This is a genomic window from Streptomyces sp. NPDC002564 (assembly GCF_042889645.1).
Classification (GTDB): domain Bacteria; phylum Actinomycetota; class Actinomycetes; order Streptomycetales; family Streptomycetaceae; genus Streptomyces.
This window is the reverse complement of sequence record NZ_JBIARE010000002.1, coordinates 190,950-204,511: the sequence shown is the minus strand read 5'-3', so window position 1 is coordinate 204,511 and position 13,562 is coordinate 190,950. Positions and strand designations below refer to the sequence as shown.

11 protein-coding genes are annotated in these 13,562 nt (G+C 69.7%); 8 read left to right on the top strand and 3 right to left on the bottom strand.

Going from position 1 to position 13,562, the window contains the following annotated elements; all coding sequences use genetic code 11:
• Nucleotides 1–23: 23 nt before the first annotated feature.
• From ACFYXE_RS07740 to ACFYXE_RS07730, 3 genes are all read right to left on the bottom strand, one after another.
• Nucleotides 24–806, bottom strand: coding sequence for an ANTAR domain-containing protein (locus ACFYXE_RS07740; protein WP_389310048.1), 783 nt, complete (start codon nt 804–806; stop codon nt 24–26).
• Nucleotides 807–951: 145 nt separating this feature from the next.
• On the bottom strand, nt 952–1,182 hold the full coding sequence (locus ACFYXE_RS07735; RefSeq protein ID WP_389310045.1) for a DUF5133 domain-containing protein: 231 nt from the start codon (nt 1,180–1,182) through the stop codon (nt 952–954).
• Between the two features lie 182 nt (nt 1,183–1,364).
• Nucleotides 1,365–1,814, bottom strand: a complete 450-nt coding sequence (locus tag ACFYXE_RS07730) for a hypothetical protein (protein WP_389310043.1) — start codon at nt 1,812–1,814, stop codon at nt 1,365–1,367.
• A gap of 460 nt (nt 1,815–2,274) precedes the next feature.
• Between ACFYXE_RS07730 and ACFYXE_RS07725 the strand changes: the two genes are divergently transcribed.
• The 8 genes from ACFYXE_RS07725 to ACFYXE_RS07690 form a co-directional block, all read left to right on the top strand.
• Nucleotides 2,275–3,756: a hypothetical protein gene (locus ACFYXE_RS07725; RefSeq protein ID WP_389310040.1), complete on the top strand. Its 1,482-nt coding sequence runs from the start codon at nt 2,275–2,277 to the stop codon at nt 3,754–3,756.
• A 49-nt stretch (nt 3,757–3,805) separates the two neighbouring features.
• Nucleotides 3,806–4,921, top strand: coding sequence for a tryptophan dimethylallyltransferase family protein (locus tag ACFYXE_RS07720; protein WP_389310038.1), 1,116 nt, complete (start codon nt 3,806–3,808; stop codon nt 4,919–4,921).
• A 24-nt stretch (nt 4,922–4,945) separates the two neighbouring features.
• Nucleotides 4,946–6,289 carry a cytochrome P450 gene (locus ACFYXE_RS07715; protein ID WP_389310035.1) on the top strand — a complete coding sequence of 448 codons (1,344 nt, stop codon included), beginning with the start codon at nt 4,946–4,948 and terminating at the stop codon, nt 6,287–6,289.
• A gap of 69 nt (nt 6,290–6,358) precedes the next feature.
• Nucleotides 6,359–6,970: a nuclear transport factor 2 family protein gene (locus ACFYXE_RS07710; protein ID WP_389310032.1), complete on the top strand. Its 612-nt coding sequence runs from the start codon at nt 6,359–6,361 to the stop codon at nt 6,968–6,970.
• Nucleotides 6,971–7,605: 635 nt separating this feature from the next.
• A complete protein-coding gene (locus ACFYXE_RS07705) occupies nt 7,606–11,004 on the top strand; it encodes a hypothetical protein (protein WP_389310030.1) in 3,399 nt (1,132 codons plus the stop codon).
• A gap of 65 nt (nt 11,005–11,069) precedes the next feature.
• Nucleotides 11,070–11,531 (top strand): hypothetical protein, encoded by a 462-nt coding sequence (locus ACFYXE_RS07700; RefSeq protein WP_389310027.1) that lies wholly within the window; start codon nt 11,070–11,072, stop codon nt 11,529–11,531.
• 187 nt (nt 11,532–11,718) lie between these two features.
• Nucleotides 11,719–12,246 (top strand): hypothetical protein, encoded by a 528-nt coding sequence (locus tag ACFYXE_RS07695; RefSeq protein WP_389310024.1) that lies wholly within the window; start codon nt 11,719–11,721, stop codon nt 12,244–12,246.
• Nucleotides 12,247–12,356: 110 nt separating this feature from the next.
• On the top strand, nt 12,357–13,562 hold a 1,206-nt coding region (locus ACFYXE_RS07690), incomplete at its 3' end, for a trypsin-like serine protease (protein ID WP_389310022.1).

The following is a 13,562-nucleotide window of genomic DNA, read 5'->3' as shown; positions in this document are numbered from 1 at the left end:
CCCCCGCGCCGCGGCCGGGTGCCTCAACTGCCGTCCGGGCCGCCTCGGTTCGAGGGGGCCTTCCCGGCGTGGGGTGCGGCCTCGGCGAGGATGGCCGTGGTGTCGTAGCTGCCGTCGATGACCTGGTGGGCCAGTTCGGCGAGGCGCAGGTGGCGGGCGCGGGCGTACTTGCGGAAGGTGGCGAACGCCTCGTCCGGTGAGGTGTCCCAGCGTTCCGCGAGGAGCCCCTTGGCCTGCTCGATCAGGATGCGGTTGTTGAGGGCCGTCTGGAGCTGGCCCTTCTCCACGTGGGACTGTTCGAGGGTGCGCTGCTGGAGGATGGCGATGGTGGCCACGTCGGCGAGCGCCTGGGCGAGCACGAGGTCGTCGTCGTCCAGATGGCGGGGTTCGGTCTGGAAGAGGCTGAGCGCGCCCACGTTCCTCCTGCGCAGCCGCAGCGGAATGGCGTGGGTGACCGCGTAGCCGGTGCGGCGGGCGTGGGTGGCGAACTGCGCCCAGGCCATGGTGGTCTCACGGCGGCTCAGGTCGATGTTGGTGCGGGGCTGCCCGCTGCGGTAGCACTCCACGCAGGGGCCCTGTTCGTGCTGGAGCGCGAAGAGTTCGAGGAGCTGGGTGCGCTCGTCGGACGCCGCCACGGTCCGCAGGTCGCCGTGGACGTCGGCGAGCAGGATGCCCACGGAGGCGACGTCCAGGAGTTCGACACAGCGGGTGGACAGGCGCTGCAACAGGTCGAGCACGTCGAAGTCGTCGATGAGCGTGTCGGCGATCTCCACGAAGACCTCGGTGATGCGCTGTTCGCGGGCCATGGTCATCCTCCCTTGCCCTCGTCGGGCGAATCCGGCCCGTATCCATCGTCCCCGAAGCGGGTCGGTCTGGCGACCACGCCTTCGGCCACGGTCGCGCTCTCCGGGCAGGCCCTGCCAGAGGGTCGTCGGGCACGAGCACGACGGCCTACGGGGCCGTCCTCTTCAGGTGCGGCGAGTCCCAGTCCTGCTGCAGGATCTCGTCGGCCGTGGCCAGTGCCGTCGCCAGGTCGCCGGTCCCCGTCAGGACGCACAGGGCGTCGGCGGATTCCTGGCGTCTTCGGCGGCTGCCCGCCGTCGAGTGGCACAGGTCGGCGATCATCCTGTCGGCGAAGCGGGCCAGCGCGGCACGGGTGTCCGTGGCCGTGGGTTTCAACATGGGGTCTCCCGGTGGTGAAGGTGCCCATGAACCCACGGAGTGCGTTCGAAGTGGCACAGGACGACGGGGCGGGCGCTCGGCAGCCGGTGCCGGGGCCCGTGGTGGTCCCGGGCGCCGGGTCCCCAGGAATCACCCTGCTCAACCCTTGTCCCGGACGAATGTCGGGCGGTGGGGCCGGGGCGTCACCGCCCGAGGTAGTCGGGCACGCCCTCGGCCCTGCGCAGGATGGAGCGCAGCTGGAGGGCGACGGAGCGAGCGGGTACGCCGGTGAGCTCTGCCACCTGCCGGCAGGTGAGCCGTCCGAAGAACAGCAGCCCCATCAGGGCGCGCTCCTGTTCGTAGGACCATGCGGGCACGGGCCGCACGGGTGCGGTACGGTCCCCGCCGCGCGGGAACGACAGCATGGCGGATTCCGGTGCGCACCGGCGCCAGAGATACGCGACGAGACCCTGCCTCTCCTGCACCTCCGACGAGGGCCCGGTCCCGGCCGCGCAGACCTGCGCGATGGTGTCCGCGACCGTCGTGACGGCCCTGCGGTCGTCGTGGCAGAGCAGCAGGGCGAGGGAGAGCAGAGCGTCGCCGTGCCGCTCGCAGACGGCCGTCTCCGCGCCCGTGATCGCCCCGGATTGCACGGTGTCGGAGCGTGGGAGCCTGTCTGTCCGGACACTGCTCGGGCTCATCTGATCGGCCCTGCGGAGCGCCATCGCCTTCACCAGCTTCTGCCTTCTACCAAACGGCCAATGAGACCGCCGGGGGCAGGGGCGCCTGTTTCACAGCGTATACCCGCCTTGTCCCGGCGCATTCCCCGACCGACGGGCCGACGCCCGGCGGATCCTCGTTGCGGCCGCATCCTCTGGGGACCGCAGGCCCCCTCCACGCACTGGTCCCCCTCATGCCGCCGTCTGCTGGACCAGATCAGGCGCCGCATCGCGCCACTTTCCGCCAGAAAGCAAGGCTGCGCCTGTGCGCCCCCCTACGCGCCCTGCTCGCCTGCGAGGGCTGCCCAGGAATCTGGAACAGCGGGCGCGTCCGTGCCCCCGAGCCCTACCGGTAGATGCGCCTCTCCCCCGAAGGCGCGTCGGAGGTGCTGTGATGCAGTGGACCCGCCAACTCATCGAGAGCCTGGGACGCAGCTACGACAGCCTCCCGCTGCACGGCTGGTTGACGGAGAACAGCCATACATCGCCCGAAGTTCTGCTGCGGCTGGGCTTGTATGCGGCGCCGTTCCCGGTCTCGTTCAAGGACATCAACCGGTACCACATCTCCTACGGCGAAGGTCCCGGCCTCGACGACCGGCGCCATCTGCTGTCGGCGCACGCCGCCGAGGACATGACGCACCTCAGCCTGTACGTCCAGGACGCCCGGACCCTCGGCTGGGATGCCCTCACCGGTTTCGACACCGCCCACAGCCTGCATTGGCTGACGGCTGCCGCGGAGACCGAGGACGAGCGGAAGACAGCGGTCCGCCTGGCGGCGCGGCTGGAGAGGGCGAAGGACCCCGTTCTGCGTTTCGCGATCGTCGAGTCCTTCGAGAGGGCCGGGAGCGTGCTGTTCGCGCAGACCCCCAAGGTGGCAGCCCGTTATGAGGAGGCGACGGGAAGGACCCTGGTCTTCTGGGGTGCGGGGCACCTCGCGCAGGAGAACGAGCACGGCATCAGCGAGGAAGACGTCTTCGACCGTGTCGTGCTGACATCGGAACAGCGCACGCACGTGGCCCGGGCCGTGGTCGACACCTTCGCCGACTTGGAGTGTCAGAACCACCACCTCTTCCACTGGGTGCAGCGGGCAGTCGAGAGCGCCCCGCAATTCGCCCGTGCCCGTGCCCATGCCGTTGATCGAGCACGACAGCAGGCCGGGACTCCCGCGGATATCCTCGAAACGCTCAGTGAGCAGCCCCTTCACTCCTCCCAACGGCCTCTGCTGGACGGGATGCGCAGGCACCTGTCGCGCCTGGCGGAGCAACTCCACCACCCACGCTCACAAGCCACCGCGTCCCGCGCCGACTTCGCGCGCACATCGTTGCTGCTGGCCGGGGCCGAGTCGGCCTGGCTTCCCAGCCAACTGCGCCACGGCCTCCCGTTCGCGGCACCCTCGGGGCAGTTGGAACGAGCCGTGAGTCGGCTCGGCGCTCAGTGGGCACAGTCGTTCGTTCCTGTATGGGCGACGCACGGATGGGAGGAGCACGGCGTCGAGGAATGGCTCGGCTGGGGGTTCACCCGGACCGTGCGCTTTCTCCACCTTGATGAGGCCACCGAGCCTGCCCGAGCTCTGCGGGCCATCGCCCTCCGCCACCTGGCCGTCGACGCGGACCCGGTGCACCGGGCATGGACGGCGCTGTTCCTCATGGCCTGGGCGCAGCATCGCGCGGCCCAGGATGACCAGACCGGCGGCGTCGGGAAGGCGACATCGGCGGGGCCGTCCGCCTATGACAAGGACGCGCTGGCTCTGGTGCTGTCGCATCCGGTGGACGAGCCCGTGCTGCGGCGTGCGGCCGACATGCAGCGGGAGATCGGCGACGCGTACGTGCGATGCATCCACGCACAATCCGCCTGGTCGCCTCCTTCCGGCGGATAGACGCGCGTCACGCTCCCCCGACGGACGTTCCCGAGCTGAGGAGGACCCAGTGACGAGCGAGGGCACCGTTCCCTTACCGGAACGCGAGATCGGCCGGGCAACCTTCACCGACTTCGCACTGCCCACCCTGGAGCGTCTTCTGGCCACGGCCGGACTCCCCACGGACGACGCGGTGACGGCGACCGAGGCCATGCTCGGTTCGTGGGGTCAGCGCCCCATCGGGGAACGCCCGGCCTGGTACTCCGACGTGTGCGCCGATGACTCCCCGCTGGAGTTCTCCGCCGTCTTCACTCCCAACGGAGTGCAGGAGGTGCGGATCTCGGCGGAAGCGATCCCGGACGACCCCGGTGCTCACGCCCTGCAGACGGCCGCCACCGAGCTCACCCACGCCATCGCGCGGCAGCCGGGCGTCAGTCTCGAACGGCTGCACGCGGTCTGGGACCTGTTCATGCCCGACACGGAGCCGCTCGGGTTCTCCATGGTCTATTCCGCTGTCTTCCGCACCCACGGCAAACCACTGTTCAAGGTCTACGTGAATCCGGCCGTGAGCAACGCCGTGAGCGCCGAGGAACGTGCCCTCATGGCACTGGAGCGCTGGGGGGTCCCCCAGGCACGGGACACCGTCACCGCGTATGCGCGGCGCGGGCCGGAACTCGATCCGATCGTGCTGCTGAGCCTGGACCTGGCGGAAACATCCGACGCCCGCATAAAGGTGTACTTCCGCCACTATGGCCTCACCGCCGCGCAGTTGGACGACTTGATGGCGATCGCCCCTGGACACCGCCCCGGCTCGGTCGAGGCATTCGCCCGCGCCGTCTCCGGCCATACCGGGAGGTTCGAGCCGCAGCCGCCTGTCACGAACCTGACCTTCACCACGCGCGGCGGTGCCGTCCCGGTCTCCGCGACCGCGGACGTCCCCCTCTGGACGTACGGTCCGCACGACAAGGACACCCAGGACCGTGTCGCAGGCGCGCTGGTCCGGCTCGGTATCCCGCCCGGCCCCTACCGCGCTCTGCTGGCGGCCGTTGCTCGACGCCCCTTGGGCCAGGGGCGCGGCATCCACACCTACACCTCGCTGCGCGTCCACCGTGCGGGGCCGCGGGTCACCGTCTACTGGTCCCCCGAGTTCTACGACCGGTTCCCTCCGGCGTGCTACCAGCGATAGCCGGCGAAGAATCGGGAGGGGCACATGGCAAGGGAATGCGACTTCGTCCACGGCAAACCTCCCGTGCCGCACTCACCGGCGGGCCATGCCGTGGCGCTGGCCCGTCACCCACTCCAGTTCATGGGCGCACTCCACCAGTTCGGGGACCTGGTCGAGGTCCAGCTGGGGCCGCAAGCGGTGTTCGTCCCTTGCCACCCCGAACTGATATGGCGCGTGCTCTCCGACCCGCGGACCTTCGACAAGGGCGGGATCATGTTCGACGGTCTGCGCCGCTTCGTCGGCCACAGCCTCGTCACCTGCCCCTACGAGGATCATCACCGCCAGCGCAGCCTCCTCCAGCCCGCCTTCCAGCATTCCTCGCTGCGCGCTTACGGGCAGATCATGGAGGAAGAGATCACCGCCCTGTGCGACAGCTGGCGCCCGGGCCAAGTCATCGACGCCCTGCCGACCTTCGCCCGGATGGCGCTGAACATCGTGTCCCGTTCCCTGTTCAACCGGACAATCGACGCCCGCTCGCTCACGACGCTGCAGCAGGACTTCGAACTCGGCAACACCGGCATCATCCTGCAGACGCTCCTGCCCGCAGCTGTGCGCCATCTGCCGCTGCCCGTCGTACGCCGCTACGCCCAGGCGCAACGACGCGCCCGCGCCTTCGCGTCCCGGATGGTCACAGAAAGCCGCAACGCCCCAGAGCCGCGGACCGGCCTGCTGGCCGTCCTGGACGTGCAGGCGTCGGGCACCGGCCGTCGGCCGAGCGACGTCGACCTGCGCGACCAGGTGATCACCATGCTGATGGGCGGCTCCGACACCATCCCTACGACTCTCGCCTGGTGCACCCATGTTCTCGCCCGGCGCCCCGACCTGTGGCACCGGCTGCAGGAGGAGACCGACCAGCACCCCACCGGAACCACCGCCCGCTGGGGCGACTTGCCGCAACTGCGGCTCACCGACCGCGTGCTCACCGAAACCCTGCGCACGCATCCGCCGGCCTGGCTCACCACCCGGGAAGTCACCCGCGACACCACCATGGCGGGCCACCCCCTGCCCGCGGGATCCACCATCGCCCTGAGCGCCCCCGCCGTACACCGCCGGGCATCCCTCTACCCCGACCCCCTGCGCTTCGACCCCGACCGCTGGCTGCCGGGCCGCGCGGCCGCGCTGCCTCCCGGCGCCTTCCTGGCGTTCGGCGGCGGCAACCGCAAGTGCATCGGCGACACCTTCGGCTTCAACGAAATGTCGCTGGCTCTCGCCACCATCGCGGCTCGTTGGAACCTGGTCCGCGCAGCCGGCAGTGATCCACGCCCCGTCACCCTGTCCGGGGTGTACCGGCCACGCCGCATTCTCCTTCGCGTGGAACCCCGTGACTAGCGAAGGACACGCGCCCGTGACGCACACCCGGTACCCGTGACGCACACCCAGCAAAGGAGCGCATCCTCAATGGACGATGCCACTGCGGTCGCCCAACTGGTCCTGCATGAAAGGCAAGCCAGAAACCGCCACTGGTGGGACGCCATGCGCCAGTGCTACGCCACCGATTCCCTCGTGCGTGGAGACTGGTTCCGCGGAAGCGGCGCCGAGTTCGTCACCCGGTCCCAGGCCATGGCCGCCACTGGCCCCCGCTCCACCCACCGACTGGGCCCCGCCATCGTGGACATCGCCGGATCCCGTGCGCTGGCCGAACTTCCCACCACCATCGAGATCACCACCCGGCTGGGCGACACCGAGGCCCTCCTCGCCTGCCACACCCGCCTTCTCTACCGCACCGTCAGAATCACGGACAGCTGGCGAATCAGCGCACTCGACCCCATCTACGAGCGCGACAACCTCACCCCCACGCTCCCCGGCGCCGCCCTCCCGATCGCCCCCGAAGAGATCAACAACTCCCGTACCCCGTACCGCTTCCTGCGGTACGTCCTCCACCAGTACGGCTACACGATCCCCGACGACCTCTACGGCGACGACCGCCCCGAACCAGTCGCCGCCCTCTACGAGCAGGCCCACCTTTGGCTGCGCGGCGCCGCAGAGACCGAAGACCCGGAGCACGCCTAGGCGCTTGGCGCCTTACTGGCCGACAAGCGCGTTCGAAGCCCGGGACGAGCCGCTGCGGACCTCGTAGCTTTCTACGAAATCCTCCACGGGGCGAAAGTCCGGCCCAACTTACGCAAGAACCCTTAAGAAGATGGATTTTTCGCCCGCCCGCGGCACCCCCCTTTTTGCAAGCCCCTCCCACCGGGCGAGAGTTGGGCAATGCGAAGGTAAAGCGGCTCGGCGACCGGAGCGATGCGCGATCCCCTCCCGTTTGCACGAAGCCCTCACGTCGAGCCTCTCTCGTTACGGTTTTGCAATCGAGTAATTGATCCCTAAATGTCTCGTTTGGGGGATTGCTGAGCTGTTCTAATGAACTAGCCGCTCAAGAGGTGATTTGAGTCGGGGAGCTTTCGGCTACCCAACTGGGGAAATGCGGATTTTGGTAACGATTTATTGCGTTTCGAGTGGGGGGTTGATTCAGCTGCGGTGATCCTGGCTTCTGCCCGGTTCGCCTGAGTGCGGCATTCAACGGTCCGGTATTTCCTGGGGGGTTTCCTGTTGCCCGTCGGGGCCATTGAAAAGGCGATTAGGCAGCGCGAAAAAATCAACAGGTAGAACGCCGGTCCTGAATTCTCGATCGAGAAAGAGTTGTCTTCTTGACTTCCACCTTCCTAAGCCGACGCGCACTCCTCGTGGGCATCGCCGCCGGGGCGGCCGTTGCCGCCGTCCCCACCATCGGCAGCGGTCGCGCCCACGCAGCCGGTCTGCCCGACATTCCCGATGACGCGGGTCTGCCCGACACCGACCGGGGCAGGGCCGTCTGGGCGTACAAGCTCGGCGGCAAGGCGGTGAAGGAGGCCGCTGCCGCCGCCCTGACGACCGGTTCCGTGAGCGCCTTCCTGGCGACCGGCTTCGACCGGGCCCGCGCCGAGGACAACAGGTTCACCCTGTTCGAGTCCCTCGCCTACGCCGGGAAGTCGGTCAGCGACAGCGTCTCCACCGCGCTGTCGGGTGGCGACAAGGCCATCGACACGTATCTGTCGGACGGCTGGCAGAAGCCTCTGGTGACCGACCTGCGCGTCGAGACGTTCACCGTCATGAGCGGCGGCGGCAAGGCCGTCCAGCGCGAAGCGTCCAAGGCGTTGGCCGAGGGAAGCCGCAAGGCCCTGGACACGTTTCTGACCGACACTCAGTACACGGCCCACGCCGAGGACGAGAAGGTCGAGGTCTTCACCCTCCTCGACGGTGCCTCGCCCGAGGTGAAGAAGTACGCGGAGCGGGCCCTCGCCGACGGGACTCCGGAGGCGATCCACTGGTTCCTCGTCACCGGCCAGCACATCGCCCGTGCCCGCGACGAGGAGAAGGCGACGATCGATCAGCTCGTCGCCATCGTCGAACGCGAGGGCCGGCAGGCCAAGGCGACCACGGAGCGCGCCGTCGCCGCATCCGACCAGGCCAAGGCCGCCGCGGAGAAGGCCAAGCAGGCCGCCCTGACGGCGGCCGAGGAGGCCAAGGCCGCCCAGCAGGACGTGGACAAGGCGGCCGGCGCCGCCAACAAGGCCGCGGGCGCCGCCCGTGGTGCGGCCGCCGCGGCGACGACCGCGATCTACGCCTCGCGGACCGCGCAGGCCGCCTCTGCCCGTGCCACCCGTGCCGCGCAGGCCGCGGCTGCCGCGGCCGCCACCGCCGGCCGGGCCGCCTCGCGTGCCTACGGCGCCGCCATCGCCGCTTCCAAGGACGCCTCCCAGGCCCGCGCCGCGCGCCTGGCCGCCGAGGGCGCCAGGGACGCCGCGAAGAAGGCGCGTACCGCGGCCAAGGCCGCCGACGCCGCATCGACCGCCTCGAAGCAGGCTTCCGCGGCGGGCGGTTCCGCCGCCTCCGCGGCCCGGAACGCCGCTGCCGCCGCGACCGCATCGGCCGATGCCGCCGACGCCGCCGGAGTCGCCACCTCCCAGGCCCGTGAGGCACGCCAGGCCGCGGGCGAGGCGAATTCCGCGGCTACTCGTGCCACGCGCGCCGCCGCCACCTCGCAGTCCCTGGCCAACAGGGCGTCCGCCGCGGCCGCGACCGCGCATCGTGCCGCCAACTCCGCGGCCGACCACGCGGACAAGGCCGCCGACGCTGCCGAGGACGCCGCGAAGAACGCGGGCAAGGCCATCGAGTACGCCAAGCGCTCCACCGCGTACGCCGAACAAGCCGTCAAGGCCGCCAACACCGCCATGGACGCGGTCAAGGAAGCCCAGGAGGTCGAGAAGGCGGCCCGCGAAGCCGAGACGAAGCGGATCGAGGAAGACACGCAGGCAGGCATCGCGCTCGCCCGCGAACAGGCGAAGCAGGAGGCCGAGACCCTCGAACGCATCGAGCGCCAGCGGGACTTGGCCGACCAGGCCGACAGGACGACCAAGGACCTCATCGCCGGGGCCGAGCAGGCCCTCGCAGCGGGTGACCGGGCCAAGGCCACCGTGGCGGGTCGCAAGGCCACCGCGAGACTGCTGGACAGCCACGGCACCTGGACCAGGGCGGCCGCCGAGTTCGCACTCGCCGGAACCGATGCGGACGTCCTGAACTGGATCGACGTCGACCGGGTCGCCGCCCAGCGGCAGGACGACCGCGAAAGTGTCCTCGTTCTCGCCGAGGTCGCCCCGGCGGCCGTGGCCGAGGCCGCGCAGAAGGCCATCGACGGCGACGACCCGGACGCCGCCACCAAGTTCCTGGAGACCGGCCGGATCAAGGCCTCCCTGACCGACAACCGCGTCGCGGTCTTCAAGATCCTCGGGCTGGAGCCCGGCAAGGCCGTCAAGGAGGCGGCAGAGGCCGCTCTCTCGGACGGCAGTGCCGAGGCCCTGGACCGGTTCCTGACCTCGGGCCTCGGCAAGGCGCTTCAGGAGGACGACAAGGTCGAGGTCTTCCGGCTGCTGAACGACGGCGGCCCGAACCTCAAGTCCGCCTGCCAGGTCGTCCTGGAGGGCCCGGCGCGGATGCGGCGGTTCTTCGTCGCGCGCGACCACCACCACATCGCGCAGGTCGACCACGACGCCGCCAGCCACGTCTCGGCGATCCGCGCGTCGATCGCGCATGCCGCGAAGGTCGCCGCCGAGGCCCTCCAGGACGCCGCGCACGCCTCCAAGGCGGCCGCGGAGGCCAGGAAGGCGGCCAAGGAGGCGTCCGACTGGGCGATCAAGGCGAAGAACCACGCGGCCGACGCCTCGGAATCGGCCGGCGAGGCCCGCAAGAACGCAGCGGCGGCCGACGCGTCCGCGGAGAAGGCCCGGGCCTCCGCGCAGAGCGCGAAGAAGGCCGCCACCACCGCCCGCAGCGCAGCCCGCACGGCGAACTACGCGGCCAACCAGGCCTACGACTCCGCCGGCAGCGCGGTCGCCTCGGCCAACTCCGCGCAGGCCTCCGCGGCCAGGGCGAAGGCGGCCGCCGTCCAGGCGGGCAAGGACGCCAAGGCCGCGGCGGTCGCCGCCGGTGAGGCCCGCGGCATCGCCATCGCCAAGCGGAAGGCCGAGGCCGCCGCAGCGGCCAGGGAAGCCGTCCGTAAGGCCAAGGAAGCCAAGGCGAACAACAAGAACCCCGCCGACACGTCGGCCAACGACCAGTGCAAGGTCGAGCAGCCGGGCACCTGGCTCGGGCACAACGCCCAGGAATGGCAGGACGCGACCTCGCAGGCCAGCACCGTCCTGGGAACGCTGAGCCTGGGGGCCATGGGCCTGGGCGGTCTCGCGCTCGCCACCGGGATCGGCGCCCCCGCCGCACCGTTCCTGTTCGCCGCCGGGGCCATTCTGGGCGGCGCGTCGTGGGTGGCGCAGGGGTTCAACGTCCTGGCGCACGGCTTCGACGACCGCATGGGACGCGGCTGGTGGAGCGCGCAGTTCAAGGAGTCCCTGGGCATGTTCGCGCTCGGCGGCATCTTCATGGGCAAGGGAGCGATCGTCAGCAAGCTCGGCTACGGCTTCAAGGTGGCCAAGGACGGCGTGAAGAACGTGGGCTCGGCCATCAGCGAAGCGGCCGGCGGGATCGTCACCACCACCATCGGGTGGCTGACCTGGTAGCGGACCTCCGTCCCGCCAGAGCAGAAGAAAAATACGCCAGAGCAGAAGAAAAATAAAAGAGACGGGTGGCGGTACCCGACCGCCACCCGCCCATTCACCCTTCCCTTCTGAGAGAGTTCTTCATGTTCGGTTCCGGCCTTTCCGTCGGCCAGTGGATAGTGCTCGCGGCCGCGTCAGCATTTCTCCCGGGCCTCGCCATGCTGCCGTACATCCGGAAAGCGAAGAAGAAGGCGCTGATTCCTCTCTTCTTCGTCGTTCCCGCCGGCATCGGAGCGCTCGGCATCTGGGGGAGCGCCACGGCCCGTGGTCACGGCGCGGCGGAGTCGCTTGAGATGTACGCCTGGTGCATGGCGGGTCTGGCCCTGCTCATCGTCCTCGGACGTCCGCAGATCAAGAAGAACGAAGAACTTCAGGCCGCGGGCAAGGATATGGAGCAGCCATCAGGCCTCTATATGGCGGTGGTCTTCGTTTCCCTGGGAATCGCCGCCATACTTGCCTTCCTGGTCAGGAAATACCTCATCGGGTGACCTCCCGTCCCGCGTGCCGGGTTCCACATTCGACCACACGGGACGCATTTCTTTCGCCGTCATTTCCGGCTGGACTTTCCGCGAGGGAAATAATTGTGTTGACATCACTTCCGGCAGGAAACGCGCGCAAATCCCCCCTCCCCCTTTCCCCTTTATCCTTTCTATTTCACGAAGAGGACATCACTTGATGAATCCCATACGGCGGATCTCTGTGATCGGCGCCGCCGCGGCGGCCGGGGCCGTCGCGATCGTCGCCCTGTTCCCCTCGACCGGCTCGGGCGACGCCGTGGCCCAGCCCCGGGTGGACGGCGGCAAGGCGGTCGCGGCCGCCGACAGCCAACCCGGCTACGCGGTCGAGGACTTCAACTATCCCGACGCCGACCGGATCCTGAAGGACAAGGGCATCGTCCTCAAGCGCGGCGACGGACACATCACCCTCGCCGAGTGCGGCTCCGCCGACGGCCTCATGGAGGTCTACTCGCGGCGGAACGAGAGCATCTGCTTCAGCACCACCGGCACGTCCGGCTATCTCACCATGGAGATCCCCGCCGTCTACGGCGTGAAGACCAGTGCCATGGACGCCGATCTCAAGCTGAGCGCCGAAGGCAAGCAGTCGACGGTCGCGGTCGACAAGAACACCTTCAAGCCGGTCGGCGAGACCGTCGACCCGGGCGGGCGCGAACACGTCCTCCTGGAGATCCGCACGTCCAAGTAGCCCTCGCCCGACACCGCGCGCACCGCGGACACGCGGCACTCCGCAGTTCCACGACGCCTTCGATGCGCCCCGCAGCACTTCACCACTCCACGAACAAGGGAACGAAACACGTGTCCGGCAGCAACACCCGCTCGGCGCGGGCGCCCCGTCTCCTGGCGGCGGCTCTCGCCTCAACCCTCTGTGCCCCGGCCATCGCGATGCTCGCCACGGCACCCGCCGCCCACGCCCTGACAGGCGACCGCGCCCCGGCCGGTGACCATTCCTTCACCGCGCAGCTCCACATAGGCGGGAAGGACCCGCTCCGCGGCTGCTCCGGCGCGGTGGTGAGCAAGCAGTGGCTGCTCACCGCGACGAGTTGCTTCGCGACCACCCCCGGCGCCGACGTCCCGGCCGGGAAACCGGCTCTGAAGTCCACGGCCACGGTGGGCAAGCAGAGCATCGACGTCATCGAGGTGGTCCCGCGTGACGACCGCGACGTCGCCATGGTCCGCCTGGCGCGTCCCGTCGCCGACGTCGCCCCGGTGCCCGTGTCCGGCGATGCCCCCGCCACGGGCGAGACCCTGACCGGTGCCGGGTTCGGCCGCACCAAGACCACCTGGGTGCCGGACGCGCTGCACACCGGCTCCTTCCGGGTGGATTCCACGGACGGCACCACCGCCGCCCTGACCGGCCTGGACGGCGCGTCCGTCTGCAAGGGCGACGCCGGTGGGCCGCTGCTCCGCGTCAAGGGCGGCAAGTCCGAACTGGTCTCGGTGCACAGCCGTTCCTGGCAGGGCGGGTGCCTCGGTTCGCAGGCCACCCGCACCGAAGCGGTGGACGCGCGGGTCGACGACCTGGCCGGCTGGGTCAAGGACGTCAGCCACCGTGACCGGATCCATCCCGCCGACATCGACGGCGACGGCAAGGCCGACCTCCTCGTCCACCGCACCAACGGTGACGTGGTCTACCACCGCAACCTGGGCAACCGTTTCGCGGCCGGCACGGTCATGTCCTCCGGCTGGGGGCGCTTCGTCGACGGCAAGGACATGGGGCGCCTGTACTTCTCGGACGTGACCGGTGACGGCAAGGCCGACCTCATCGTCCACGGCCGGGACGGCAAGGTCGCCGTCCGCAAGAACATGGGCACCTACTTCGACGGCGGCACCGACTGGTCCAGCGGCTGGGGCCGCTTCGTCGACGGCAAGGACATGGGCCGCCTCTACTTCTCCGACATCACCGGCGACGGCAAGGCCGACCTCATCGTCCACGGCCGGGACGGCAAGGTCGCCGTCCGCAAGAACATGGGCACCTACTTCGACGGCGGCACCGACTGGTCG

Excerpts from the sequence above, each read along its gene's own strand:
- ACFYXE_RS07740 (WP_389310048.1), bottom strand. The coding sequence starts at position 806 with ATGGCCCGCGAACAGCGCATCACCGAGGTCTTCGTGGAGATCGCCGAC.
- ACFYXE_RS07735 (WP_389310045.1), bottom strand. The coding sequence starts at position 1,182 with ATGTTGAAACCCACGGCCACGGACACCCGTGCCGCGCTGGCCCGCTTC.
- ACFYXE_RS07725 (WP_389310040.1), top strand. The coding sequence starts at position 2,275 with ATGCAGTGGACCCGCCAACTCATCGAGAGCCTGGGACGCAGCTACGAC.
- ACFYXE_RS07715 (WP_389310035.1), top strand. The coding sequence starts at position 4,946 with ATGGCAAGGGAATGCGACTTCGTCCACGGCAAACCTCCCGTGCCGCAC.
- ACFYXE_RS07710 (WP_389310032.1), top strand. The coding sequence starts at position 6,359 with ATGGACGATGCCACTGCGGTCGCCCAACTGGTCCTGCATGAAAGGCAA.
- ACFYXE_RS07695 (WP_389310024.1), top strand. The coding sequence starts at position 11,719 with ATGAATCCCATACGGCGGATCTCTGTGATCGGCGCCGCCGCGGCGGCC.